This is a genomic window from Escherichia sp. E4930 (genome assembly GCF_005845405.1).
GTDB lineage: Bacteria > Pseudomonadota > Gammaproteobacteria > Enterobacterales > Enterobacteriaceae > Escherichia.
On the sequence record NZ_VCDZ01000003.1, the window covers coordinates 172,775 to 197,191 of the forward strand.

Here is a 24,417-nt window from a genome sequence, read left to right on the forward strand (position 1 = left end):
GCCGGATAAGGCGTTCGCGCCGCATCCGGCATAATACACGCACACTTTACTGCCTCTTTTGCCGTTTACTCGTCAATAACAACGCGGCAATAAACGTACAGACACCAATCAGTCCTGCCCAGAGCGGCGATATTCTGGTAATCGCAAAGCTATTATCGATGTACAAACATAAAGCCTGATAACCCATATTGGCAACAGTCATTGCCACTGCAAACTTTAATGCATAATTAAGGCGCGTCGTGTAGTAAAAAAATGCAGTAAAGACGATGAATGCAACCGCCCAGGCAAAAAGGCCTAATGTCGTGGTGCTGCCGGGAGGATCATTCTCCGGCTGTTGTCCGGGATGCGGATAATATGTCAGTGGCGGCGTCGGTTGTTTTAATATCTGTGCTTGTAAAACAGCCAATGCATTATTGATTCCCTGATACCAGAGATCTGCATGTAAATAAGCCAGCGTGTGATTTTCTACCAGAAGGCCGAGATGCTTATCGTCCATGCTGCTTTCAACCTGGCCGTTGGTTATCATAATTAACCGTGGCTCGCGGGTAGTAAAAAGTAACAGAACACTTCCTTTTACATCACTCAATGAAGATGATGCATGCGCCAGCATCGCTTTGCCATTTTGTCTGAAGCTTGCTTCATTAACGCCAGGTACAACCACGATAAACGGCGCAATCCCTGTTTGTTGACGAAAAAGCTCCGCTTTCCGCGCAATCTCCTCAGCATCCGGTACAGTACCGGTAACATCCGTAAAAAGTGTCTTCATTATTGGAATTAATGGCTTGCTGTCTGCTGTCAGAGGCAGGAGTATCAGCAAACTGAGCAGTATTATGATTTTTTTCATGGGCGGGACTTCCGTTTCCTGCGTGACTTTTTAGAGGAGGGCATACTGATTAATAAACCGACGGCGATAAAAATAACGCCCATAATGCCGATAAACCCCCATTTAAAAAAATTAACCCACGGGTTATTTATCTCAGCCTTTTCAGGATGCCCCGGAGAATAATAAACATTAACTTTATCGCCTTCGCTGTCTTCATAAAAATCGCTGCCGATACTCGAAGTGAAAATTAGCGTGTAATCTGGCGTCGGGCGAAAGGCAACGACGGGATACCACGAACCATCTTTACCCGTGCGATGAGAATGACTGGAGTGCCAGACGGTATCAACAATGACGCCTTCGGTATGAATCGCGTCTTTGCTATAGGTGAACTGGTTATAAAAGATAACAACAGAAATGAGGGTCAGTACCAGACCGATACCGAGGAATATACGAAAGAAAACTTTACTGTCCTGACTCATTAGCCACATCCTTGCTAAATAAAAAACGGGCGGTAATACCACCGCCCGCTTGCTGAATTAACGTCCTGCTTTCAGCTTCTGATAATACTCTTCATAAATGCTGCTGGCTGGGCCAACGTCACTCTGCCATTCGCCATTTTTAATGGTTTCAGCATCCGGGTAGAGCGTCTTGTCGTTCGCTATTTCCGGGCTTAACAGTTTGCGCGCGGCGAGGTTTGGTGTTGGATAACCGATAGTTTCGGCAACCTGTTTTGCCACATCCGGGCGCAGCAGGAAGTTGATCAGTTTCAGCGCGCCTTCTTTGTTTTTGGCATTTGCCGGGATCGCCAGGCTGTCCATCCAGAAAATGCCGCCTTCTTTCGGCCATACCACGTCAATTGGCGTACCCGCCTGGCGAGCAACGAAAGCAGAGCCGTTCCAGATCATGCCGAGGTTAACTTCGCCTTCCATGTACGGGTTTGCCGGGTTATCGGAGTTAAACGCCGCGACGTTTGGCATCAGTTTTTTCAGCTCGTTATACGCAGCTTCAATCTCTTTCGGATCGGTGGTATTACCGGAGTAGCCCAGCTTACGCAGCGCCATCTGGAATACTTCACGGGCATCGTCGGTCAGCAGCAGGCTGCCTTTGTACTCAGGCTTCCACAGATCGGCCCAGCTGGTGACAGATTTCGGATCCACCGCATCACCGTTAACGCCAATCGCCGTCGCACCCCAGATATACGGAATGGAGTAGTCGTTATTCGGATCAAACGGCTTGTTGAGCATTTCTGGATCGAGATTGCTGAAGTTTGTTAACTTCGACTTGTCGATCTTCTGGATCATCCCTTCTTTACGCATTTTATCAACGTAATAGGTTGAAGGAACCACCAGGTCATAGGCTCCGTCTTTGTACGTTTTCAGCTTGGCGTACATGGTTTCGTTCGACTCGTACGTCGAATAGATAACCTTAATACCGGTTTCTTTGGTGAACTGTTCGAGCAGTCCAGGCGGCACGTACTCGGTCCAGTTGTAGAAATACAGTGTGTTGTTGTCATCAGCGTGAGCGGCGCTCATGCCCAGTGCCAGAGCACCCGCCGCGAGCAGGTGGCGTGACCATTTTTTCATTTAACGTCCCCTGTGTTACCTTTCGTTTTATCACGAGCAATAAGCTGGCTGGCAATAACCATCACCAGCGACAGCACCAGTAATATGGTTGCCAGCGCGTTAACTTCCGGCGATACGCCGACTTTGACCATCGAATAAATTTTTAACGGCAGAATTTCATAACTCGGCCCGGTGACGAACGAAGAAACCACCACATCGTCCATCGACAGGGTAAAGCTTAACACCCAGCCCGCCGCCACCGCTGGCATTGCCAGTGGCAGGATGATTTTTCGCAGAATGGTAAATTCACTGGCACCGAGATCTTTCGCCGCTTCCAGCATTCGCACGTCAAAACCTTTCAGGCGCGAATACACCGTCACCACAACAAACGGCAGGCAGAAGGTGATATGCGAGAACAGCAGCGACCAGAAGTCAAGCTGAATACCCAGCAGCATAAACAGCACCAGCAGAGAAATCGCCATCACGATATCTGGCGACATCATCACCACAAACAGCATTCCGCTAACGAACGGCTTACCACGAAAGCGATAGCGGTACAGCGCAACTGCCGTCAGTGAACCGATAAGCGTGGCAAACGTCGCCGAAAACACCGCCATCGTCAGTGAATGCTGCGCTGCCTGTAACAGGCTGTCGTTGTTCATCAGCAGGCTATACCATTTGGTGGTAAAACCCTGCCAGTTGATGCCAAAGCGCGAGCTGTTGAAGGAGTTCACAATCAAAATAATGATTGGGATATACAGGTACGCGTAGATAGCGGTCATAAAACCGCCGCGAAGCAGTCGACCGATCATTCGAGTTCCACCTTCTTATTCATAAGGTGGAGCACTTTCAGGATTTTGAATTTATTCAATTTTTTCCTTTCTCCAAAACCTCTCCAAAACTTTTCCCCAAAAACAGGCAGCGCATTTTACAACATTTTTTCTTGGTTTGCGGACGAGCTTTCGTTGATAGATGGCGCTTTTTATATTTTGTGCTCGTTTGCAAAATTTGCTGTCTCGTGATGTTTTCTCTTGTTTTGCTCAAGTCAACTACATAAGATAGCTAAACATTAGGTTTACCTGACAGTTTTCTCAGATTTACATTTCTATTGCAGAACTGTTTTTGAGCACTATCGTAAAGGACTCACACCCATGTCTATCTTCGCTATAGTAGTAACCAGTGAAAATAATGACACCAGGGCGCTGATGAGGGAAGTCGTTGCAGAAAAATTCCCCGAGCAACACATGAACGTTGATGATTGCCTTTGGTTCGTCGAAAGCCAGCTCGCCACTGCCCAGGAGTTATTTAATGTTCTGGATGGTGGGAATGATGAACAAAATTTGAACTCATATATCATCCTCCCTGTTAGTTCTTATTACGGAAGGCATAAAATGCCGCTTTGGGAGTGGTTGCGTGCAAAGGGGCTATAATTATGGGGAGAGAATCTTCGTATAGTGGCGACCAACGCACACCGGATATAGATGCGCAAGTTACTGGTGGTGGTGAGTCAAGGCATTCACAGCATCAATGGATCGTCCATTCTTTCAATGAACTGAAAGAGGATAACAGGCGTATGAATGAGAGAATTGATCAGGTATACAATCACCTGTCTGATGTCAAAAATGACGCGTCTCTCGCATGCGCAGTTACTCGTATGGAAACAACGTTATCTGGTATCGAGCAAAAAATGTCCTCACTGGACAGTATCAATAAGACACTTGCTGAGCATTCCCATAAATTGTCTGAGTTAGCTCAAATAGACAAAAAGCTCGAAAAACTCGATGACATAGATGATACCATTAGAAAAGCAAAGGTTTATATCGGCGTGAGTCTGGCGGTGATTTCATTCTGTGCTGGTGTAACTTGGTGGCTTTTTGGCAGTTATCTTGGAAAGGTGATCGAGGCGCTGAATGCGCTTGTCCTGAAATAATTCCTAACCCCGGCTATGCCGGGGTTTTTGCATTAGCTAAAGCGACATTAACCTTTCCAACAGTTGCTCCTTACGGGCAACTATCCAGCCTTGCTGTTCCAGATAAAACTTAAAACGCTCCAGGGTACACACCATTGCGTCGGCTGGGACTTTTTCCGTGAACTCAACCTGACCGTGGCTATTGAAATGGATCAGCAATGCGCATCCATCATTTTCGATGGGGGAGTTTTGCGCTGCTGGTGGTTGTTTCTGACTGAAATAACAATCTTCCAGTTTTTCGAACACTTCCCACGCCTGATCGGTTTCGAGCATTTTGGCATGGCGGGCAGCGCCTCGTTCCGTCCAGAGGATGAGGGAGCGGGTTTTGGGGGAAATTTGCAGGTAACTAAAAGTTACTCGCAAATTTTTCAGATCATCGCCAACGACTTTGAAATAATGCTTCCCTTCCAGAAAACGAGTTTGATTACGTGAATGATTCATTTTTATGTTGGCAACATCCGTTCCATAAAGATGCGCCAATAGCTCGGTGGTTATGACAGGGATCTGGTTGTGGGTAATCGGGGAAAGAGTTTCAACTGCGATTTTGGTGGCCATAAGATGATCCTTTTTCTTTGTGAATCATCACCACCTGCGACGCCAATCGCTTGGTGGTGAACTGTGCAGGGTTGGCGTAACCGGGAAAAAGGAACCGGCGCGGATTGCTCCGCCCCCACACAGCCCACCATTGAGATGTGACTGTGCAAACGACAATAAAAAAGACGCTGGCGCGTCTGTTGTCGCCTTTTTCATCCGGGACGCCAATCCCGATACCAGATTTTGCTGGCATGTGCAGACTATAATCCCGGATGGTTATTTTTGTCAAACAACCAACTTAACCCATTCCTGACCTCGAGTATCGTTATAGCGATCGGTGGTTGCCTGGACTTTATGTCCCAGTAATGTTTTTGTATCGATACCCTGCGCACGGTACAGCCGTTCTGACAGGGAGCGTTGTTCATGAAATGTTGGTGGTGTTTTTCCTGCTGGTGGAGTTATTCCTGCCAGATCCCGCGCTTTAGCAAAGTAGTCGCTCAGGTTATCTTTACTCATTGGTTTTGGTTGTTTCTGGTGCCGGCTATGAATCAGGTATGGACTCAATATTCTGTCCCTGCATCCATCAATCACTTCTTTTAGCGATATCCCAATGGCATCACAGCGTAGCGTCAGCGGTAACGCCAGACGCATTCCAGTTTTTCCCTGGGTAATATGCAGGTGTTCGTTCCACACATCTGAAAAACACATGTGGCAAATGTCATCACGGCGCTGACCAGTAACAATCGCAAGAAGCATTGCGTTACGGATAAAGTGTTTTTCAGGCGTTGCGTTGTAAATTTTTTGCCAGTCTTCCAGAGTGAGCCTGGCTCTGGTTACTTTAGGGATCGGTTTACGGGTAGCCTCCGGAGGATTCCATCCGGGAGGGACTTCCCCTGCATGCTGTGCTTCTTTATAAATATCAACCCATAATCCGCGATTTACTCTCGCTGTGCTCACCATGTCTTTATCCAGCCACTCGTCCAGTATCAATGCAAAGTCTCTTACTTCCAGCTCTTTCAGTGGGTGGTTTCCCAGGCGGGAAACCAGGTATGCAGCCATTCGCGATTTTTCTTTGTGGGTTGTAGCTGCAATATCTCCATTTTTCAGTCGTGTGTCCTGTATTTTCAGATATCGATCAACCCATGCTTTTAATCTGATACCCCGACGTTTTGTTGCTGACGGACTTTCGTCAATTTTGCGCATGAAATATTCTGCTTCTGCTGCAGCTATTCGCTGATTGGCTGTGGAAGCGATTTTTTCCGCCTTGCCTTTGTCTGTTCCGAGCCCGTGAAATTTTCCAGTCACAGGGTTTTTATACTGGTAGTAAACCCTGCCAGTTCTGCGATCAAACTTTTCGTAAAGACCGGCAACGTCAGTGCTGTTTTTTCGTGGCCTCGGTGACATGAGTTAAAATCTCCTTCAGTGCATCATCATCGCCAGTATGAATTTCCGGCGCAATTCCCGTTTCACCAGGTCCAACAAATACTGCCCGGCGATCTATCAGCCAACGTCCACGAATTTTTTGTGGTCTTGGTACGATATATCCAAGTTTTCCGTATTTCACCAGGGTAGTGTTTGTTATTGGGAGACTGAACCGTTTAGGTTTCCACTCGTCGAGCGTTATCAGGTACTGTTCGCTCATGGTTATCACTCCGGAACGCGCCAGTTGCAGAATACCAACGACAACTGGCGACGGTTGAACATTAAAAATCAGCCTGACTCGGGATCAGTTTTTGCCAGATTACTGAAACGTATTTCGCCTGGTGACGGGCATCATCCAGCGCATTGTGGCGCACGCCTTCAAATGGAATAACTGTTCTGGCATCGAAACCGATAGTTTTTCCCAGTTCAACGATTGTACGTACATCGCGATCGTTGTAGTAACGCCACGGGCAGGGGATGTTCAGGCGTTCGTACGAGGTTCGTAAAATAGTGTTGTCGAAAGTTGCACCATTGCCCCATACCTGAACGAATTTTTCATCCGAGTACTCATTGATGAATTCCCGAAATTGAATAAGAGCGTCAACCAGTTTTACCTGATCAACTAAAATTGCAGATCTGGCTTCGCTGGACTGAGCAAGCCACCATTCGATGGTGGAACCATCAGGAACAGCCCCCGTGTCCATAGCGTCAACCAGGCTGATAACGATATAAAATGTTGGCCCGATTTCCCCGGTCTGCGGATCGAAGAACACAGCACCAATAACCACGATGGGGGCATTACTTTTTTTACCCATCGTTTCAAGGTCGATCATCAGGTGGTACCACACTCTGCTGGTGGATGTGATAACGTGATGACCGTTCACCGCAATTAAGGGATCTGCTGTCTCGCCAGTTTCGCTATCGCTGGCGTGGTCCTGATAGCTGCCAGCATTCTCTTTGTGTGGATGTTCAGCGCCTTCCATTTCCTCCGGATCGTCTTCCTGAACTTCAACCTGATTCTCGTCATCGAATGTTTCCTGGTATGTTGCGTCGCCCATCACCGCGCCACAATCAGGGCAGTTGCCGCCACCGCTCTGGCCGCAGGCGGTGCAGACTTTTTCCGGCTTCTGTTGCGCTACTGGTTCAGGCTGTTTCGTTTCTGGCTCGTTTTGTTGCGCATTTGGGCTGTTTTGTTCCGCTTTCTGGTCGTTCTGTTCCGTTTCTTGCTGGTTCTGGTACACAGAATCGCGGGTCTGGATCCCATTAACCCATTTCGGATCATTCGGGTCGCTAATCCCTGCAACAAATTCACCACGTGATACTGCAAGCAGTTCATCGGCGTCAGGCTGGCTGATATTGGCTGCCTGCATAATTTTGTTTACTTCGTCAGCGGTAACTTTTACCGACTCTGGTTGTGCGATCGTGTCAGATGCACCAGTATTTTGTTGTGAACCTGAGTATGTACCGTTTTTGCGGGCAAAATATTCTTCTTTCGTGATTTCAGTAGCTCCCAAGGCCAGCGCTTTTTCCAGACCAGAAAGTTTGTTTGCGCGACCGTATTTTTCGCCGTCCTTATCGGTGAAAAGGAAGTAGAACGGCCCCTCACGCTCTACAGATGGTTCAGTTTCCAGCGTGCTTTCATTTTTTTGGGTATCAGATACTTCAGTTTCCACTGCATCAGTTTGTGCTGCTGACGGCTGGAGAATATCAGCAGTGTTCTGGTCTGTTTCTTCATCCTCAAACACGCCCTTTGTCGCCAGGTATTCAGTGATGTATTTGTTCAGTGCCACGGGATCTTTGTGAATGTCGAGCGGACGCTCACGGACAAGACCAAAAATAGTCTGACGGTTATAGCGAATGGCATCAGGCTGTTTGCGCATTGATGCGGAAATGCGCTTCCAGTCTTCGCGGTCTTTGGCGATAACTTCATTTTCTGCCCAGCGAAGGATGTTACCGTCAATGCTTCCGGGGTCCGTATCACCAGGCCAGAGATAGCAGGCCAGCTCCCTGTCCAGCGCTTTCCATGTCTGCTTATATTCGCGACGAATGGCATCAGTGGCAGGGTTGATTTTTTCTGCTGAATTTTCGGTGTTCTGTCGGTTGGTTCTGGCGCGGGCGAGATCAACAACAGACGTGTATTTCCCGGTTTCTTTGCGTTCGGCTTCGCGACGTTTTTTCCAGATGCGCATCTCCGCCTGAATTTCGGGCCATTTGGCACCTGGATTACATTTATGTTTAACCCACCCGATGGCGAGCAGCTTAAGCTCTGAATACATGACGTTAACTTCAGGCATTTTCATCAGTGCCTCAACGATATGCCCGTCGAATGTTGCCATGTCCTCCTGCAACAATTCCTGTGCACTAATCACCATATCAACGGTGATGTTTTCACATGTACCGAACTTAACCAGGACCGCGTTCTGTACTTCAAGGGACAGCTTGTCAAAATTGACGTTCATCGGATCGGATTCTGGTTCGACCGGAATAAAGGAAGCGGATTCCTCATCCCAGCGGTTTTCCTGCATATATTCGGTATCCCAGGAGTCGATAGCAGGGCGGGGCATGCCGGGTTTATCCTCGCAGACAAGAAATTTATAAGCGCAGTCCTGAGCAGCCGGATATTGCTCCAGGAATTGCCAGGTAAATTTGGCACGGGCGCGGCGTTCGTCACCGGCTTCAATGGCAGTGGCTACAGCAACTGCACCTTCTTCCTTTATTGCCTGTTCGTCCGGAATGGCGGCGCAAATAAAGACTTTACTCATTTTGTTTTAACCTCATTACAGATTTAAGGGTGAACAAATCCATGCCATTGCTGGCATATAAAAATGAAACTGGATATTAATTACGGCGCTGTTTTAAGTCCTGCCGGGATTTCGTTATTATCCAGGGGAATAACTTTATCGACCGGATAGCAGTTGCCGGGAATTTTCTGTTCTGCTGCGGCAGCCGTGCATTCTTTCATTGAACCATATATACCAGTAACCACATCAACCGGTTCGCCCGTATTAAGAAAAACAGTCAGGACGAGTGCAAATACTGTATTCATTGCCAGCATCCTTTTTGTATCGGACGTAAACGTGCCAGCATTGAAAGAATGCAAATTTTATTTAATAACTCCCGTTCGTGTTTTCTCTTATTAATGGCATCTTCAGTAAATACAGGGTTACTGATTCTGACTCCAATTTCAAAACAACCTTCAGACGTATTAACGTTTGGTAATAACGTTTCCATTATCGCGTCCTCAACAATGAATTTTGTGATGCGGTGCCTGGTGCCTCCAGGTGACGTTAACCAGTTAACAATTAACGCCGGAGTATTTCACGTTACGCCAGTAAAGGACCGCTTTACTGTTTTAACTGTTCCGCGTGCGCTGAGCCGCATTCACCGCGCCACAAAATTCACTTTAAAAAGGGCGGACATCAGCCAGCAATGAAACTGATGCCGCCAAAAGGTAATCAACATGGGTTGTTGCAGCGGGGTTGTCACTCAGGCGTATGGTCAACCTGACAACCCGGCGTCCTCAACGGGGAAGGAATAACCCCGCCATACATACCGCCGCGCCATTTCGCGGAGTGCCACAACCGGAAGCGCACAGACGAAGATGTCAGTGGTACACAACAAAGGGAGGAATGACTTCGCTGTGCGCTTTCGCGTTATGCCCTGACTTTTCAGGGATATATCCTTTCAGTAAACTGTCAGTGCCGGATGCTCACCCGTGTCCGGCGCACGCACTCCACCTGACCCGTGGAGAACTCCTTAATTACCAACCCTCAGGAGGGTGAAATTTATGACACAAGAAGAAAAAGTAATGTTTCTTATGCGCCTGGCTGTGGAAACCTTTAACGCCCATTGCCAGGTGTCCATTTCACCATCTCACGCCATTTCTCTTGCTACCGAGCAAATGGGGGAGATTGACGTCATTTACGATAAATTTGAAGCATTCCTGGATAAGAAGCTTATGGCAGAGAAGCGTCAATAATTCTCATTACCCATCGTAAATATACCGGAGTGGGCTTGATGTTGTGTATTTCAAGCTCGCTCTTCATTACTTCCAGCAGGTTTGAACTGATAATAAATAAATCAGATTCATCGTTATTATTTTTATCTGCATCCTCTTTTTTTGTTTTCAGCTCTTGCGGTGAATGTTCGAAAGAAACTTGCAGGGTATTATTTTTAGCATCCACAGAGCCTAAAGTATGTGCGTATGGATGTGCTATTGTGCGCCCTCGCAGATTTGCGTCATTTTCTAAATTCACTGAACAAAACAGGGCATCAACAAGGCTCTGTACAATGCAAAGGCAATCGAGGGCCGTCGCTGTTTCTGTTTTGATTGATGAAAGAACATGGCCATTCAGGCAAACAGAAATCACCCGTTCATTAACATCGCTTTCCCGCTTTTGATTATCAGAACCATATAGCCCGGTAAACGCATCGCGCACATTACGAACCATATTATCGATGGTTTCTTTTTTTGCGGATTCCGGTTTAATTTCCACCAGGCTATCGCTAAGTGTCGTTGCAGCAATTGTCTGGATTTCTTTTGGTAAATCTTTAAATTCCATTATTAGCCTCGTTGGTCAGCTATTAACGTGGGTATGTAATCATTCTGGCAATGCTTAATGCCGCTGCTTTTTCCAGCCTGGTGATATCCTGCTCCAGAGCGGACAGATTTTCAGCTTGCTTAGCCCTGGCTTCATTGGCCCACTTCAGGTCCTGCGCTGCCGTAATTTTCTGGCGCATCCACTCATAAAGTTCATCATCGGTATAGTCTGGCGCGATGATGACGGGTTCTCGTTTCTGCATACTGATTCCTCGCGGTGCTGTTTCGCTTATCAGCCGTTAGATTTTGCCGAACTGGAAAGCGCCTGTTTAAACTCACTGAAGCTGAGAGCTTCTTCGCCTTCGGCAAGGCCTTCGAAGTATTCTTCGTAAGCCTTTTCCATGATTGCGTCGAAATCCATATCACTCACCTGAATTTCTTTCCAGCCAGCGACGTGCGCCAGTTTCGGTTTTAAACGTTTTGCTTTTGGTATACGTCATCGCGGTGAATGTGCCGTCCTGGTTGGGAAACACGCCGTATACCAGAGATTCGTTGTTACCAAGATCGATAGTATCCATGTTGACCTCATTTCCCCTTAACGCCAGGGTGGCGGAACTGTTTGCTGAGAACACCGTGCGGTGTCTTGATGGAAGATAATTTAGTTTTCTCATGGTAATAGGTCAAGTGTTTTTGATGAGAAAACTCAATGTTTAATGCAAAACAAAGCCAATACATTGAAATGTAAGGCTTTAAAATTTGTGAAGGAGTGGGTTATTGATGTTTGTTACGTTTGCGAGCTTCTAGTAGCTCGGTAAATAGGCGATTAAAATTCTCAACACGGGCACGGAGTTCGCTGATTTGTGCTTGCTGCTCTGATTTTGGAAGTGCGCGATACAATCGCAACATCTCCAACTCATCTTCCGATAAGTCTAAGGAGCTGTTGAGTGCAACTGGGGGCTCTGGTGTTTTATCCTCGTCACCAAACAGTATCCAGGTTGGTGAACATTGCAATACCTCAGCCAGGCGATGCAAATTTTGCCCGCGCGGGGCTGTATGGTCGCTTTCCCATAGTGAAATTGATGAGCCAGATACGCCAGCAGCCTTGCTTAAATCGTTTTGACTTAAACCAACCTGTTTGCGTCTTTCTCTAATTCGTTGACCTAAAGTTTTCTCGTTCATATTTAGATATCTTAATAACCCTTGACTTGAGATTCCTTGAGTGATTACTATTGAGAAAACTCAACTTTGGAGGGGCGATGTTTAAATCGGACGTAATTAATTTTTATGGGACGAAAGCCAAAGTAGCGAAAGCTGCTGGTGTTGATCCATCTGCTGTTTCTCAATGGGGGGAACTGGTTCCTGAAGGCCGCGCGATGCGCCTGCAAGAGGCATCCGGCGGGGAACTTCAGTACGACCCCAAAGTTTATGACGAATATCGTAAGGCAAAGCGGGCGGGGCGGTTGAACAATGAAAATCACCCCTGAACAGGTTTGTGAAGCTCTGGATGCCTGGGTATGCCGACCAGGAATGACACAGGAGCAGGCGACGATATTAATCACAGAAGCCTTCTGGGCACTGAAAGAACGCCCGAACATCGATGTTCAACGTGTCACGTTTGATGATGGCGCGGTTGATCAACGGGCGCTTGGTGTTAACCGGGTGAAGATATTCGAACGCTGGAAAGCTATCGACACCAGGGATAAGCGTGAAAAATTCACGGCGCTGATTCCGGCAATTATGGAGGCTATCCGGATAAGTGATTTCTGGTTGTATCGTGAAATTACTGACGGAAAAAGCATTACGTACATGATCGCCGGGTTAAACAAAGAATATGGCGATGTGGTTGAGTCCGGTCTGCTTTTGGCAGATCCCGCTGTTGTGGAACGTGAGACTGACGAGCTTATAGAAAAAGCTATTGCTTTCAAGCATGCGTATCGTCAGCAATACCAACATTACTTTGCAGATAAACAAATGTCTGCCTGGGGTTCGTATGAGTATCGATGCACTACGATGGGCTAAAAAGGTGAAAACCGGCAGTTCATCCAGTAAGTCAGTATTGACCTGGCTTGCTGATATGTGCGGTGCCGATTTGTGTGCATACCCGTCAGTATCTGCACTGGCAGAAGTAACAGAACTAAACAAAAAAACTGTGCAGGACAGCTTACGACACCTGATGGAGATTGGGTTAATAGTTGATACCGGTGAGAGAAAAGGCCGAACAAAGCAAATTGTGGTGTACCGACTTATCGGTGTTGAAGAAAGTGTTGCTGAGCCTGAATACACCCAAAAACGGGAGTCTTTAAAGGTGGGTAAAATTGGTACTGTTAATAAAAACAGTGCCGAAAACGGTTATGTTTCAGCACCAAACAGACCCAAAAACGGAACTCTTTGCCGCATAGAAAATAACCAAAGACACCCAATTTTTCCATCAAAGACACCCAAAAACGGATCACGGAACCCAAAGGAACCAAAAGATCTAAACCCCACACATAACGCACGCGAGAGTGCTCCGATCAGTGATCGGGAAGTTTTGTCGCTACAGGCAACACCACCTGCATTCCTGGATGGCCTGAGCGAACCCATCGGAAAATTTCCGATGGCCGATGACTGGCATCCGTCACGGGATTTTCGACGACGGGCTGCGTTGTGGGGGATGGCTCTGCCAGAGCCGGAATTTACACCTGCTGAACTTGCCGCATTCAGGGATTACTGGACTGAGGAGGGTAAAGTTTTCACGCAGGTTCAGTGGGAGCAGAAATTCGCCCGTCACGTAAATCACGTCAGGGCGCAGGCTAAACCAGTCAGCAAGGGGGTAAACCATGCAGCAGCACCAGGTGGCACCGCATCACGGGCAGTTCAGGAAATTCGGGCAGCACGTGAGCAGTGGGAACGTGAAAACGGATTTATCAGCGACGGAAACGGCGTGGAAGCTGTGGGAACTCATGGGGGAGGTTTATTCGAACCGCTGGACCCAGAAGAACGGGGCCGCACCTTCGAAGCTCTGGATTGCACAGATTGGCGCGATGACTGAGCAGCAAATCCGGCAGGTCTGCCGACAGTGCATGGACCGCTGCCGGGCGGGTGAAACATGGCCTCCGGACCTGGCTGAGTTTGTGGCGCTGATTTCGGAGAGCGGGGCAAATCCATTTGGTCTGACGGTGGATAACGTGATGGAGGAATATCGCCGCTGGCGCAATGAGTCCTGGCGATACGACGGAAGCGATAAATATCCGTGGCCTCAGCCCGTGCTGTATCACATTTGTCTCGAGATGCGTTCAAAGGGGATTGAGCGGCAGATGACCGAAGGGGAGTTAAAACGGCTTGCAGAACGGCAGCTGACGAAATGGGCAAAGCATGTTGGTAATGGCCTCAGCGTTCCGCCTGTCCGGCGGCAACTGGCAGCACCAGAACGCCCGTCGGGGCCAACACCAATTGAGTTGCTGAAACGGGAGTATGAACGCCGGAAGGCAGCTGGTTTTGTATGAATTGTGAAGGTGATTTTTTCAGGAGGATTTATGGCGAAACCTTTTACACCCGAACAACGGGAGGAGCTGAAGACTCGAATCATCGTTCTGGTGCGCAAAAATGGACGCATGACGATGTCGCAACTGGAGAGAGCGACGGGAGCTGGCTGGCATTCGGTCCGACGCTGCCTTGTGGATGTACTGGTTTGTGGTGATTTATACATGTCCGGGGAATACGGTGTTTTTGCATCAGAGCAGGCGTATCGCGAATGGCGTAAGACACCGGAGAAAACAACTGACCAGACACTGATTCGAAAGTTACCAGACGGAGAAATACGCCGCTACGACAGACATCTGAACATAATCTGTCGCGAGTGCCGGAAGAGCGAAGCTATGCAGCGTGTGCTGGCGTTCTATCAGGGTAATTTTCAGGAGATGATGTTGTGAGTGAGTCGGCTACCATTCTCGACATGTGCTGTGGCAGTCGCATGTTCTGGTTTGATAAGAATGACGAACGGGCGATATTTAGCGATATCAGAAAAGAAGAGCACACATTGTGTGATGGACGACGGCTGATAATTAGCCCTGACCTGATAGCAGATTTTCGAGCATTACCATTTGCAGACGCATCGTTTCCGGTTGTTGTATTCGACCCTCCGCATCTTGAGCGTATTGGTGATAAAGCCTGGATGGGAAAGAAATATGGACGGCTGAATAAAGATACCTGGCGTGATGATTTGCGGCGGGGATTTAAAGAAGCCTTTCGTGTGTTGTGGCCACATGGCGTTCTGATTTTTAAATGGAATGAAACGCAAATATCTGTCCGCCAGATATTGGCACTAACCGACGCGAAACCAATCATCAGCCAGCGCACCGGTAAGAACGATAAAACACATTGGATTATTTTTGTGAAGGAGGCGACCAGTGGGTAAATCAAAATGCCAGGTTAATGGCAATCAGATAGAACCGTGTGCGGCATTGGCAAAAGCACTCGAATATGGAAATCCAACATTTAAGAGCAAAGGCATATTTATCCCGGGGCGTGTGAACATAAACACTGGCGAGCCAGGCTTAGACATTGCTCAAATTCACTCTGGTCAATATGTCGGTCGTGGCGTTGCAATGTGTTTTTGCCCGTTCTGTGGTGAAAGTCTGAAAACGTGGGAGAACAGAAATGAATGAAATTAAAGAAATACCAGTAATGCGTGATGAATATGGCTGCTGGACGCATCCTGAATATGAAAAATTCTGTGACGGTCGGGAGTATATTTCAACGGAAGAGTTTAACGCATGGATGGAGGAAAATAATCTTCAATGGACCATCAGAACTATGGATGAAGATGATTTTAATCTGGACGCAGATGGTCCCGATATTGCCTCCTGGAAACCGGAGCGCCCGGAAGGTGAAGGCTGGTTCATTGGTTCCATTCATGACACTGAAGATGGTCCTGTTTGTGTATGGCTGAGAAATAAGGCTGAAGCATAAAGGCGATAAACCACCTGACAACAAAATACTGAAAATTTAAATCAGAAGTGGTTTTTATTAAATCCTTAACCGGAGGGATTCTTGCACCCTCAAAACATCAGGAGGCCGCCCGAAAGGGCGGTAATAAAAATGGCAGAATTAACTAAAGAATGGTTGCAACAAACAATTACTGATATTCAGGTCAATTGAGGTGAGAAATGCGAATGGAAAATTGTTTATTGCCGTATCTGGTGCGGTTTGGGGCGTCATCATTAACAGTTATTCCACATGTCATGATGGCTGACAATATTATCCCGGCACCGAAACGTCGTACCGGTATTGCAGCGGCACGACGTGCAGCAAAGAAACGCAGGAGAGCAAAACGATGAAAAACCGTAAAGCAAAAATTCTATTAGTTCGCAGAAACGAGCCTGGTGTCTGGCAGTGGGTAAAAATCAGCAACAGGCAGCTAGGATTATTCAATTATTGCGGGCTTATGGGGAGCGGTTTTAGCAGAAAACCAAGTGCAGCCCAAAACCGCTGGAAAAACCACTTGCGTACTAAAGGAGAGTGATGTGCCTACATTATTCAGAAAAAAATATCCGCGAAAGAACAGAGCAACAGAATTCCTGTTTCTCATTCTGTTTATCGTGTTGATGATGCCGATATCCCCGTTAATTCTGGTATGGGGAATCGGGAAAATAATTGAGCCAGTTATTGAATTGTATAACGACGTGGTATGGGCGTCGTTCAACACACTACACAATAAAATTAATCCGTATAAGGAAGACTCAAATGACTGAATTAACCAAAGAACAATTAATCGAAGAAGCTAAATTAAAAATAGCGATTGCGAAATGCCACCTAAATTCAGGGATGGCACAGGTAGAGGGTGAGTTATTCAAAATTGCGCTGGCATCGCTGGAAGCAGAGCCTGTGGCGTGGAAGGCAACCTTCACGCAAATTGACAATGAATATAATACGTTCACTGCTCTGTATTCTGACAAAGCAGAAGTCGAACGGTGGGTGCGACTGCATGAAATAGGTGACTTTCGGGCAGAAATAACACCGCTTTACGCAGCGCCGCCAGCGATGGTAGTGCCTGATGAAATGGATTTGCTTACCTGTCATCTCGACGGTGTAACTGAAACATATGCTGATGGCTGGAACGCCTGCCGCGTCGCCATGCTTCAGGCCGGAAGCTTTCGGGAAAATAAGAATTCGTCAACCAACAATTTTCGGGAAATCTCGGAAACGTCAACCAGCTCTCCGGGAACTCCGGCTGGCTGGATAAGCTGTAGTGATGCAGTTCCTGCGGAATACTGCGATGTGATTCTTCGCGATGATCTCGGGAATGTATTCCCCGGTTCCTGGGATAAGGTTTTTTGCCCCATTCGTGGCGGGAATAAGATGGCTTTTGTGGACAAAGACGGCATCGAAGTAGAGAGCTCAACTCACTGGATGCTGCTACCGGAACCACCGCAGGAGGTGAATCAATGAGCTGGCCTGAAGCATTCACCACGGTAGGAATCGCAATGGCGGTGGCGCTGGTGGTGTATTCGATTTGCCGCTGGGGTTGACGTAATTACTAGTCCGGGGCTATATTTTCGACGCGCCAGCAAAATCTGGCGTCGGGATTGAGACCCCGGATGTTTACGGAGCGATATGAGACGCGCCCGCGTCTTTTTTTTCATATCGTTTGCACAGTCATATTCGCGATTTATGGCGGGCTGTGTGGGGGAGCCGAAAGGCTCGCCGGTTTCCGTACCCGGTAGTCTCAACCCTGCACAGGTCGCCACCAGATGATTGAGACCAGAAGGTGGCGATAATGTCCAAATGTACGGAGTTATCGTTATGACCACTCAAATTTCTGTCGAAACTCTTTCCCCGATTACACACAACCAAATTCCCGTTATCACCACCGAGTTGCTGGCACAACTTTACGGCACGGATTCAGATAACATCAAAAAGAATTATTCGCGTAACGCAGATCGCTTTTGTGAAGGTAAGCACTTTTACAAAGTGATTGGTGATGAACTAAAGAATTTGCGGGTGACTTTAAGTCACTCACAAAATCCCATCTCCCCAAAAACCCGCTCGCTCATACTCTGGACAGAACGCGGAGCAGCCCGCCACGCCAAAATGCTCGAAACCGATCAGGCGTGGGAAGTATTCGAAAAACTCGAAGACAGTTACTTCAACCAGTACGAGAAAGAGCGGGCTATGGGCAAAATGAATATCGATTTTCACCTGGCGATCCGTGACGATAAAACTGCTTTCATCCGAAGTTATGCGCCAGGTCAGCTGGTGACGGTTGAAGAAGCACTGACCTTGCTTAAATCGCGCGGTTGGCTGGTAATGCCGCGCGATGAACTGGCCGGAAAATTAATGGAGCTTTAAAGCAGATACAAAAAACCCCTGCTGGTAAGGTCAGGGGTTTTTTTGATGGTTTTCGCGAAAAGTGGTGTGAATTCGCATATAACCACTGTTTTGTTGCTTGTACGGGCAGGCAACACTCAACAGGGTTAAGATTACTTAATTCTCCGCAAATTTCAAGAAATTATTAGCTTTTCCTGATATCGCGAGTTGTGTAAAATGCAACTTGTTGAGAACGTTACTGTTATCAGAACAGGTGCTGAAACGGATTTTCCCCGGTGAAACAGGTGGTGCTGTCAGGGCTCTAACCTGGAAGATGGCAAGCAACACTCAACAGAAGCACGAATTGACTTTGGGGAAATGTAAGAGCCAGTCAATTCTGCCACTTCCTTACGTAAGGAAAACGGATGATGGACGCCCGACACCTGATTAAACAGGTAATCGAGATCATCATTGCTGTTTTACAGCTGATCCTGTTGTTCTTGTAATAGCGGGAAACGTAACTAAGGCGCGTCCAGTTTACCGACTGGCGCGCCTTTAACATATCCGGAGATTATCCGCTCAGCATTTTTTGCTTTAACAGATCAAGTTTTAGCCGATTCAGCCATTAAACCGACCTTCGTTTGTTGATAAGCGGGTATACCTGACTAGAATCGATTCACTTAAGTAGCGCGCAGGGATAAGAGGGATGGACCCTGAGAAGGGGAGAGCTATTTATCTGGAAGGATTCTGAAGATGAAAATCGAAGAATTGCGTGAAATTTTTAGTGAAAATGGCCTCTATGCTGTGCGCGTTGAGAATGGATCTATTGTCAGTTACTGCCGCATTAAATGTTTACAGTCTCAACAAAGGAAGAGTGGAGCTGTGTTAATTCATTTTGTGGACGGACTTATGACGGACGGTTTTATTTTGCGTGAAGATGAATTTGTCACATCATTACGGGGGCTGAAAGAGGCCGGGCTTAAAGCTGGCTTTTCTGCTTTTGAGGATGTGTGAATTCAGCTACAATTCAGCACAGGGCTGAACCCCCTGTTGAGTAACACTGTGCCACCGGAGAAAGCCGATGGCGCAAAATTCCAGACCACACAATTCTGATAATCTCGCCGTCCTTGCCAGCAGGCACGGGCGGCGTTCTCACGCATTCAAATATGACTGGTATCAGCACGATCCCTGCACTGAAGAACAGGCCGAATGGCTGATTCAGAACTACCGCAGACGTGGATATGAGTTTAGGAAAGCCCTCAGCCTCGATTATCTTCACTGGATAATCTACGTCAAGCTGCCGTACTCCGAGCGCCCACCGCGTCCGTCCCGCACATTCCAGCAACGGATCTGGAGGTAATGTGAGAGCATTACTGACACCTGAAATTGCCCCGCGTATGGGGATCGTACTGTTCAGGCCAGGTTCAGAGCTGATGCCCTTGTTTATGCAGGGGCGTGTCTTGCTGGAGCCTGAGCCGGAACGTTATTCATCTTTTGCCAGTGGTGTCGTTCCAGCGGCATTACAACCGTTAGCGGATGATCCCGCTGTTCGGGCCGTATTCCGTAATGAGGCTGTGATCCATCGTGCTGGTGGAGTGGGATGTCTTGAAAGCTGGTTACTTCGTGAAAAAGGTTGTCAGTGGCCTCATTCCGACTGGCACAGCGAGAACATGACCACAATGCGTCACGTGCCGGGAGCAATCCGTTTGTGCTGGCACTGCGATAATCAGCTGCGCGATCAGTTCACAGAACGGTTGGAATCAATGGCAACGGATAACTGTGTTCGTTGGGTGTTGTCTGTTGTCCGTCGGGATCTCGGTTTTGATGAAAGTCACGTTGTGACAATGCCGGAACTGTGCTGGTGGCTGGTTCGTAATGACCTGGCGGATGCCTTACCTGAAAGCGCAGCCCGTAAGGCTCTGAGATTACCGAAGCCTGCTGTGCAGTCTGTCACTCGGGAAAGTGACCTCGTACCTTCAGTTCCGGCCACCAGCATCATCCAGGATAAAGCGAAAAAGGTGCTGGCGCTGAAAGTGGATCCGGAATCGCCGGAGTCTTTTATGTTACGCCCCAAACGTCGCCGCTGGGTTAACGAAAAGTACACGCGCTGGGTTAAGACACAGCCGTGTGCATGTTGTGGTAAGCCAGCCGACGATCCCCATCACCTGATTGGTCACGGTCAGGGAGGGATGGGGACAAAAGCCCACGATATTTTCACGCTACCGCTGTGCCGGGAGCATCACAATGAACTTCATGCTGATCCGCTGGCATTTGAAGAAAAGCATGGTTCCCAGATTGATTTAATTTTTCGTTTTCTTGATCACGCCTTTGCAACCGGCGTGCTTGGGTAAAAGAGGTTACTGATGCGTATAGAGCTTGTTTTGCCTTACCCGCCGACGGTGAACACCTACTGGCGACGTCGTGGCAGCACATATTTTGTATCAAAAGCCGGTGAGCGTTATCGTCGGGATGTGGCGCTCATTGTTCGCCAGCAGCGACTGAAATTAAACCTGTCCGGAAGGCTGGCAATAAAAATTATTGCAGAGCCACCGGATAAGCGCCGCCGAGACCTGGACAATATCCTGAAAGCTCCACTGGATGCGCTGACGCATGCGGGACTACTCATAGACGACGAGCAGTTTGATGAAATCAATATTGTGCGTGGTCAGCTCGTTCCTGGTGGGCGGCTGGGGATAAAAATCACAGAGCTGGAGTGCGCATGAATTACCAGTATTTACAGTTTGTTCGTGAGCAACTCATGATTGCCACCGCCGATTTGAGTGGAGCAACAAAAGGACAGCTTGAGGCCTGGCAGGAGAATGCCATGTTTGAAACAGGGCGTTACAGGCGTAAAAAAATCCGGTACCGCGATGAAGTGACCGGAAAAATGATAACGCGGGATAATCCACCAATCCCGGGAAAACAATCGCTGGCGAAAGGTTCGTCAATTCCTCTGGTAAGTCAGGTTGAGTTTTCGACATCATCATGGCGACGGGCAGTTCTGTCTCTTGAAGAACATCATAAAGCCTGGTTGTTGTGGTGTTACAGCGGCAGCATTTGCTGGGAACACCAGATCGCGATAACGCAGTGGGTGTGGCATGAATTTAACGCACAATCCGGTACCAGAAAAATTGCAGGGAAAACGCTGGAGCGCCTGAAAAAATTAATCTGGCTGGCGGCACAGGATGTGAAGAGTGAGCTGGCTGGGCGTGAAACTTATGAATATCAGGAACTGGCATTACTGGCGGGAGTAACAACAAAAAACTGGTCCAAAACATTTACTGGTCACTGGGTTGCAATGAAACATATTTTCCACCGTCTGGATAGTGAGGCTTTATTGTTTGTGATGAGAACGCGTTCAGAACAAAAGGCGGCATTTTCAAAGCAAAGTGTTGCAAAAGTAGATTAAAAGGCATATATTTCGTGCAAATCTGATATTTTGCCGATTTTGTACGCGATGGCAAAGTAAGCAAGGCCCGCCGCTGAGCGGGTTTTTTTATGTCTGAAAAACGGCACAGGGCGTTAAACACGCTGGTGGTTGCGCAGTGAGCGGTTTGAGCAGGCGGTGAGTGAGATAAGAGAAGTTCTGACATGTAAAGCCGTTGGTTGATTAATGCTTATTTTTTTATAAGTCTTATTGCAATATATAAGTGTGGGGTGTAAAGTTATTCTCGAAATAATCATGTTTTCTCACGAATCAGAGGGGGGATAATGATTGAGGTTCGATGGACAAGGACAGCCCTGAAGCAGTTACTTCGTGTGGATACGCGGTATCGGCAGGCGATAAAGGATAAGGTCGGTGCGCTAAAGGATTTTCCTCTGGTAGCTATGGATTTTAAAAAGCTATCAGGGAGTGATAATCGATTCCGTTTGAGGGTCGGAGTGTACAGGGTTATTTTTGATGTTGAGGATGGTGATCCTGTTGTCCTGGATATTAAGGAAATTAAGCGCAGAAGCACAACCACATACTAAGGGAGGCTGGCGGGAAACCGCCAGTTTGCTGAACGACATTCAATCGCGAAAGGCAATGATATGAAAAACAGTGTCCAGTTTATTACTGATAATGCCGGGATTAGAACCGGGGTCATTATGTCAGTTGCTGAATATGAACGGCTGTTAAGCCTGGCAGATCCTGATGATGATTTTGAAAGCATCAAATATGAAGCCGGAGAGCATGACAATGAGACAATACCTCATGAAGTAGTATCCATCATGATTGATGATGATGTGTCATTGTTGGCAGCATGGCGGATTTACAGGCGAATGACTCAGCAGGAAGTAGCGGAGTGTCTGGGGGTTAAACAGTCAGCCGTATCTCAGTTTGAGAGAGCAGGAGCTCCGCGAAAATCAACACTGGAAAAACTGGCTGAGATTTACAACTGCCGACCAAATCAGTTGGCTGATTGATTCGGTTTTCGTAACGATTGCATTTTTCTTATCTGCTTGCCGTTGTTTGTAGCGTGTTTTTGCATGTTGTTTTGTAGTTAACCTTATGGTTGGCTGGATTTTGTTCATCCATAAAAAAATATCCCTCTCTGATCTTTAAGGTTCGCTTTTGCGGGCCTTTTTTTTTATATCCGCGCCACGCCCGGCGCACATCAAAAACCACAGAGCCTTTCAGGGGTGAGCTTACGGGATGGTCAGTGTGACTTTCTCTGTGGGCTGGTCACCCCGGGGCCTTTACTGCGCAAATCTGAATAACACTACACAAAAGGCATCTGCGGGTGCCTTTGACGGGGTGTTGTTTTTTACGGGCCGCTGGTGGCCCTTTTTTATTTACAGGAGATGTTATGGCAGAACCAGTATCCGGCACGACACAGGCCGGGCTGGCTGTTGGCGGGGTAACCGTTGTCGGCCTGTTCGACTGGATTGAGCCAGGCGTATTAATCGGGGCTTTTGCAGGTTCCATTATTTTTGTTATGTCGGCGCGCGAATACCCGGTCTGGGGAAAATTGCTGCTTTTTATCGCGTCGCTGATGGCGGGAATCGTCGCCGCACCGTTCTCGTCTTCGGTTATCACTTTGCTGACACCGGAAAGCATTTCAGCCAGTCGTTCGGTTGGTGCGCTGGTGGCGTCTGCGGTATCGGTCCGCTTGCTAATGCTGTTGGGGAATGAGCCGTCATCATTATTTGGTCGGTTCTGGCCTAAAGGGAGAGGAGGCGATGGGGGTAAGTAATTTTATTCTTACGCTGAATGCGTTCACCTGCGCCCTGATTGTTCTCGTCCTTCTGGCTTATCAACGAAGTGGCGCAAATTACTGCTGGAAGTCCTCTTTTTGCGCCTGGTTGCTGATGGTTGCCTGCGGCTCGGTAACCATCTTGATTCTGACCGGGGTCTATCGTCATCCGAGCATACCCGAAACTGTTATCAATATCGCACTGCTGGTGACTGTATGGGGTGCCAGGGGAAATATATCTCGACTGGTAAACAGCAGGAAAAATTAACAGGAAAATATCATGACAAAAGACGAAATTTTTGATGCCGTTCTTGGTAAAGAGGGCGGTTACGTCAACCATCCGGATGATAAAGGTGGGCCGACCAAATGGGGAATTACGGAAAAAGTCGCCCGTGCGCACGGATATCAGGGCGATATGCGTAACCTGACACGCGGGCAGGCGCTGGAAATACTCGAGGCGGATTACTGGTATGGCCCACGATTCGACCAGATTGCGAACCTGTCGCCGGATATTGCTGCAGAACTGTGCGACACGGGCGTGAACATGGGACCAACTGTGGCGTCCAGAATGCTTCAACGCTGGCTGAACGTTTTCAACCTGCGCGGGAAACTGTATCCGGATATGGATGCAGATGGACGCATCGGACCTCGTACCCTCAATGCGTTACGGGCATATCTGAAAAATCGTGGCAGGGATGGAGAGCTGGTAATGCTGACCGCGCTGAACTGTACGCAGGGTGACCGCTATCTGGAGCTGGCAGAGAAACGGGAGGCTAACGAGTCGTTTGTCTACGGCTGGATGAAAGAGCGTGTGGCTGTATGAAGCGAAAACACTGGACACACAGAATGCCGAGAACGGCGGCGAAATGGGCACTGGTAGCGATATTAGCGCCTTTTTTATTGGTGGGATGCGTTAGCCTGGATAAGGCGCGCCAGCTTTTCGATACAGCTTCTCAGGTCTGTGAAATTGTCGACGGTGTTCGGCAGTGTATGCAGAACTGATCGCCTGTAATAGCAGAATATTTTGCTGAAAAATGAAGGGTGCGCCAGCGTCCGGAAAGCATGAAATTCTGTGTTTGTGGCTATTCAATAAAATAAATTCT

The 24,417-nt window shown here is 47.8% G+C and carries 38 protein-coding genes and 3 pseudogenes; 26 read left to right on the forward strand and 15 right to left on the reverse strand.

Annotation, left to right across the window (positions count from 1 at the left end; all coding sequences use genetic code 11):
- Positions 1-46: 46 nt before the first annotated feature.
- The 4 genes from FFT88_RS04040 to potC are packed head-to-tail and all read right to left on the reverse strand — an operon-like array spanning position 47 to position 3,197.
- Positions 47-844 (reverse strand): TPM domain-containing protein, encoded by a 798-nt coding sequence (locus tag FFT88_RS04040; protein WP_135404201.1) that lies wholly within the window; start codon positions 842-844, stop codon positions 47-49.
- Positions 841-1,302, reverse strand: coding sequence for a DUF3592 domain-containing protein (locus FFT88_RS04045; protein ID WP_130222865.1), 462 nt, complete (start codon positions 1,300-1,302; stop codon positions 841-843). Before FFT88_RS04045 ends, FFT88_RS04040 begins: the two co-directional genes overlap by 4 nt.
- Before the next feature lie 57 nt (positions 1,303-1,359).
- The gene (gene potD / locus FFT88_RS04050; RefSeq protein WP_130215933.1) at positions 1,360-2,406 is read right to left on the reverse strand and encodes a spermidine/putrescine ABC transporter substrate-binding protein PotD; all 1,047 of its coding nucleotides are present in this window, start codon (positions 2,404-2,406) and stop codon (positions 1,360-1,362) included.
- Positions 2,403-3,197 (reverse strand): spermidine/putrescine ABC transporter permease PotC, encoded by a 795-nt coding sequence (gene potC, locus FFT88_RS04055; RefSeq protein WP_135404202.1) that lies wholly within the window; start codon positions 3,195-3,197, stop codon positions 2,403-2,405. Before potC ends, potD begins: the two co-directional genes overlap by 4 nt.
- 339 nt (positions 3,198-3,536) lie before the next feature.
- On the opposite strand from potC, the gene FFT88_RS04060 reads away from it, so the two are divergent.
- Both FFT88_RS04060 and FFT88_RS04065 read left to right on the forward strand, forming a co-directional pair.
- Positions 3,537-3,815, forward strand: coding sequence for a hypothetical protein (locus tag FFT88_RS04060; protein ID WP_047627957.1), 279 nt, complete (start codon positions 3,537-3,539; stop codon positions 3,813-3,815).
- A 2-nt stretch (positions 3,816-3,817) separates the two neighbouring features.
- Complete coding sequence (locus FFT88_RS04065; protein ID WP_064236780.1) at positions 3,818-4,315, forward strand: hypothetical protein; 498 nt, start codon at positions 3,818-3,820, stop codon at positions 4,313-4,315.
- 36 nt (positions 4,316-4,351) lie between these two features.
- Here FFT88_RS04065 and FFT88_RS04070 read toward each other — a convergent pair whose 3' ends face one another.
- The 6 genes from FFT88_RS04070 to dicB form a co-directional block, all read right to left on the reverse strand.
- A complete protein-coding gene (locus FFT88_RS04070; protein ID WP_135404203.1) occupies positions 4,352-4,909 on the reverse strand; it encodes an ORF6N domain-containing protein in 558 nt (185 codons plus the stop codon).
- A gap of 264 nt (positions 4,910-5,173) precedes the next feature.
- On the reverse strand, positions 5,174-6,292 hold the full coding sequence (locus tag FFT88_RS04080; protein WP_135404204.1) for a phage integrase Arm DNA-binding domain-containing protein: 1,119 nt from the start codon (positions 6,290-6,292) through the stop codon (positions 5,174-5,176).
- Entirely contained in the window at positions 6,261-6,530 is a 270-nt protein-coding gene (locus FFT88_RS04085; RefSeq protein ID WP_000003742.1) for an excisionase, read from the reverse strand. Before FFT88_RS04085 ends, FFT88_RS04080 begins: the two co-directional genes overlap by 32 nt.
- Before the next feature lie 61 nt (positions 6,531-6,591).
- Positions 6,592-9,072, reverse strand: a complete 2,481-nt coding sequence (locus FFT88_RS04090) for an exonuclease (RefSeq protein WP_135404205.1) — start codon at positions 9,070-9,072, stop codon at positions 6,592-6,594.
- A gap of 80 nt (positions 9,073-9,152) precedes the next feature.
- Entirely contained in the window at positions 9,153-9,356 is a 204-nt protein-coding gene (locus FFT88_RS04095) for a DUF1482 family protein (protein WP_135404206.1), read from the reverse strand.
- Positions 9,353-9,541, reverse strand: a complete 189-nt coding sequence (dicB, locus tag FFT88_RS04100; RefSeq protein WP_135404207.1) for a cell division inhibition protein DicB — start codon at positions 9,539-9,541, stop codon at positions 9,353-9,355. Before dicB ends, FFT88_RS04095 begins: the two co-directional genes overlap by 4 nt.
- A gap of 556 nt (positions 9,542-10,097) precedes the next feature.
- On the opposite strand from dicB, the gene FFT88_RS04110 reads away from it, so the two are divergent.
- Entirely contained in the window at positions 10,098-10,289 is a 192-nt protein-coding gene (locus tag FFT88_RS04110; RefSeq protein ID WP_001678557.1) for a hypothetical protein, read from the forward strand.
- Between the two features lie 190 nt (positions 10,290-10,479).
- On the opposite strand, the pseudogene FFT88_RS25505 reads toward FFT88_RS04110, so the two are convergent.
- The 5 genes and pseudogenes from FFT88_RS25505 to FFT88_RS04130 all read right to left on the reverse strand — a co-directional run.
- A pseudogene (locus tag FFT88_RS25505) lies at positions 10,480-10,872 on the reverse strand (hypothetical protein); the annotation flags it as partial.
- 22 nt (positions 10,873-10,894) lie between these two features.
- Entirely contained in the window at positions 10,895-11,113 is a 219-nt protein-coding gene (gene ydfC / locus FFT88_RS04120; RefSeq protein ID WP_001171959.1) for a protein YdfC, read from the reverse strand.
- Between the two features lie 29 nt (positions 11,114-11,142).
- Positions 11,143-11,271: a protein YdfB gene (ydfB, locus tag FFT88_RS25805; RefSeq protein ID WP_000344892.1), complete on the reverse strand. Its 129-nt coding sequence runs from the start codon at positions 11,269-11,271 to the stop codon at positions 11,143-11,145.
- A 1-nt stretch (position 11,272) separates the two neighbouring features.
- Complete coding sequence (locus FFT88_RS04125; RefSeq protein ID WP_001678562.1) at positions 11,273-11,428, reverse strand: DUF1391 family protein; 156 nt, start codon at positions 11,426-11,428, stop codon at positions 11,273-11,275.
- 193 nt (positions 11,429-11,621) lie between these two features.
- Entirely contained in the window at positions 11,622-12,029 is a 408-nt protein-coding gene (locus FFT88_RS04130; protein ID WP_135404210.1) for a helix-turn-helix domain-containing protein, read from the reverse strand.
- 77 nt (positions 12,030-12,106) lie between these two features.
- Here FFT88_RS04130 and FFT88_RS04135 point away from each other — a divergent pair, with 77 nt between their 5' ends.
- From FFT88_RS04135 to FFT88_RS04255, 23 genes and pseudogenes are all read left to right on the forward strand, one after another.
- Positions 12,107-12,334 carry a Cro/CI family transcriptional regulator gene (locus tag FFT88_RS04135; RefSeq protein ID WP_000476986.1) on the forward strand — a complete coding sequence of 76 codons (228 nt, stop codon included), beginning with the start codon at positions 12,107-12,109 and terminating at the stop codon, positions 12,332-12,334.
- The gene (locus tag FFT88_RS04140) at positions 12,318-12,869 is read left to right on the forward strand and encodes a toxin YdaT family protein (RefSeq protein ID WP_135404211.1); all 552 of its coding nucleotides are present in this window, start codon (positions 12,318-12,320) and stop codon (positions 12,867-12,869) included. The genes FFT88_RS04135 and FFT88_RS04140 overlap by 17 nt, the downstream gene beginning before the upstream one ends.
- The gene (locus tag FFT88_RS04145) at positions 12,841-13,881 is read left to right on the forward strand and encodes a DnaT-like ssDNA-binding domain-containing protein (protein ID WP_135404212.1); all 1,041 of its coding nucleotides are present in this window, start codon (positions 12,841-12,843) and stop codon (positions 13,879-13,881) included. Before FFT88_RS04140 ends, FFT88_RS04145 begins: the two co-directional genes overlap by 29 nt.
- Entirely contained in the window at positions 13,874-14,335 is a 462-nt protein-coding gene (locus FFT88_RS04150) for a replication protein P (protein WP_240731055.1), read from the forward strand. The genes FFT88_RS04145 and FFT88_RS04150 overlap by 8 nt, the downstream gene beginning before the upstream one ends.
- Positions 14,336-14,365: 30 nt before the next feature.
- A complete protein-coding gene (locus FFT88_RS04155) occupies positions 14,366-14,761 on the forward strand; it encodes a DUF977 family protein (RefSeq protein WP_135404213.1) in 396 nt (131 codons plus the stop codon).
- Positions 14,758-15,246 carry a class I SAM-dependent methyltransferase gene (locus tag FFT88_RS04160; RefSeq protein ID WP_135404214.1) on the forward strand — a complete coding sequence of 163 codons (489 nt, stop codon included), beginning with the start codon at positions 14,758-14,760 and terminating at the stop codon, positions 15,244-15,246. Before FFT88_RS04155 ends, FFT88_RS04160 begins: the two co-directional genes overlap by 4 nt.
- Complete coding sequence (locus FFT88_RS04165) at positions 15,239-15,496, forward strand: hypothetical protein (RefSeq protein ID WP_135404215.1); 258 nt, start codon at positions 15,239-15,241, stop codon at positions 15,494-15,496. Before FFT88_RS04160 ends, FFT88_RS04165 begins: the two co-directional genes overlap by 8 nt.
- Positions 15,489-15,800 carry a hypothetical protein gene (locus FFT88_RS04170; RefSeq protein WP_135404216.1) on the forward strand — a complete coding sequence of 104 codons (312 nt, stop codon included), beginning with the start codon at positions 15,489-15,491 and terminating at the stop codon, positions 15,798-15,800. Before FFT88_RS04165 ends, FFT88_RS04170 begins: the two co-directional genes overlap by 8 nt.
- Positions 15,801-16,164: 364 nt before the next feature.
- Positions 16,165-16,353 carry a hypothetical protein gene (locus FFT88_RS04175; RefSeq protein ID WP_135404217.1) on the forward strand — a complete coding sequence of 63 codons (189 nt, stop codon included), beginning with the start codon at positions 16,165-16,167 and terminating at the stop codon, positions 16,351-16,353.
- Position 16,354: 1 nt separating this feature from the next.
- Positions 16,355-16,582: a DUF4014 family protein gene (locus FFT88_RS04180; RefSeq protein ID WP_135404218.1), complete on the forward strand. Its 228-nt coding sequence runs from the start codon at positions 16,355-16,357 to the stop codon at positions 16,580-16,582.
- Between the two features lie 373 nt (positions 16,583-16,955).
- Positions 16,956-17,279: pseudogene (locus FFT88_RS04190) on the forward strand (DUF551 domain-containing protein); the annotation flags it as partial.
- 354 nt (positions 17,280-17,633) lie between these two features.
- Positions 17,634-18,179 (forward strand): ORF6N domain-containing protein, encoded by a 546-nt coding sequence (locus FFT88_RS04195; protein ID WP_135404219.1) that lies wholly within the window; start codon positions 17,634-17,636, stop codon positions 18,177-18,179.
- 383 nt (positions 18,180-18,562) lie between these two features.
- Complete coding sequence (locus FFT88_RS04200) at positions 18,563-18,643, forward strand: small toxic protein shoB (RefSeq protein WP_135404454.1); 81 nt, start codon at positions 18,563-18,565, stop codon at positions 18,641-18,643.
- 247 nt (positions 18,644-18,890) lie between these two features.
- Positions 18,891-19,179, forward strand: a pseudogene (locus FFT88_RS04205) (hypothetical protein).
- A 39-nt stretch (positions 19,180-19,218) separates the two neighbouring features.
- On the forward strand, positions 19,219-19,497 hold the full coding sequence (locus FFT88_RS04210; RefSeq protein WP_135404220.1) for a hypothetical protein: 279 nt from the start codon (positions 19,219-19,221) through the stop codon (positions 19,495-19,497).
- 1 nt (position 19,498) lies between these two features.
- Positions 19,499-20,488, forward strand: a complete 990-nt coding sequence (locus tag FFT88_RS04215; protein ID WP_135404221.1) for a DUF968 domain-containing protein — start codon at positions 19,499-19,501, stop codon at positions 20,486-20,488.
- Between the two features lie 12 nt (positions 20,489-20,500).
- On the forward strand, positions 20,501-20,860 hold the full coding sequence (locus FFT88_RS04220; RefSeq protein WP_135404222.1) for a RusA family crossover junction endodeoxyribonuclease: 360 nt from the start codon (positions 20,501-20,503) through the stop codon (positions 20,858-20,860).
- Positions 20,857-21,546 (forward strand): bacteriophage antitermination protein Q, encoded by a 690-nt coding sequence (locus FFT88_RS04225; RefSeq protein WP_135404223.1) that lies wholly within the window; start codon positions 20,857-20,859, stop codon positions 21,544-21,546. The genes FFT88_RS04220 and FFT88_RS04225 overlap by 4 nt, the downstream gene beginning before the upstream one ends.
- A 302-nt stretch (positions 21,547-21,848) precedes the next feature.
- Complete coding sequence (locus FFT88_RS04235; protein ID WP_000573777.1) at positions 21,849-22,109, forward strand: type II toxin-antitoxin system RelE/ParE family toxin; 261 nt, start codon at positions 21,849-21,851, stop codon at positions 22,107-22,109.
- A gap of 60 nt (positions 22,110-22,169) precedes the next feature.
- Positions 22,170-22,544, forward strand: a complete 375-nt coding sequence (locus FFT88_RS04240; protein ID WP_135404224.1) for a helix-turn-helix transcriptional regulator — start codon at positions 22,170-22,172, stop codon at positions 22,542-22,544.
- A 383-nt stretch (positions 22,545-22,927) separates the two neighbouring features.
- The gene (locus FFT88_RS04245) at positions 22,928-23,314 is read left to right on the forward strand and encodes a putative holin (protein WP_135404126.1); all 387 of its coding nucleotides are present in this window, start codon (positions 22,928-22,930) and stop codon (positions 23,312-23,314) included.
- Positions 23,301-23,582: a phage holin family protein gene (locus tag FFT88_RS04250; RefSeq protein WP_167851603.1), complete on the forward strand. Its 282-nt coding sequence runs from the start codon at positions 23,301-23,303 to the stop codon at positions 23,580-23,582. Before FFT88_RS04245 ends, FFT88_RS04250 begins: the two co-directional genes overlap by 14 nt.
- Positions 23,583-23,591: 9 nt before the next feature.
- Positions 23,592-24,137, forward strand: a complete 546-nt coding sequence (locus tag FFT88_RS04255) for a glycosyl hydrolase 108 family protein (RefSeq protein WP_135404226.1) — start codon at positions 23,592-23,594, stop codon at positions 24,135-24,137.
- Positions 24,138-24,417 lie beyond the last annotated feature (280 nt).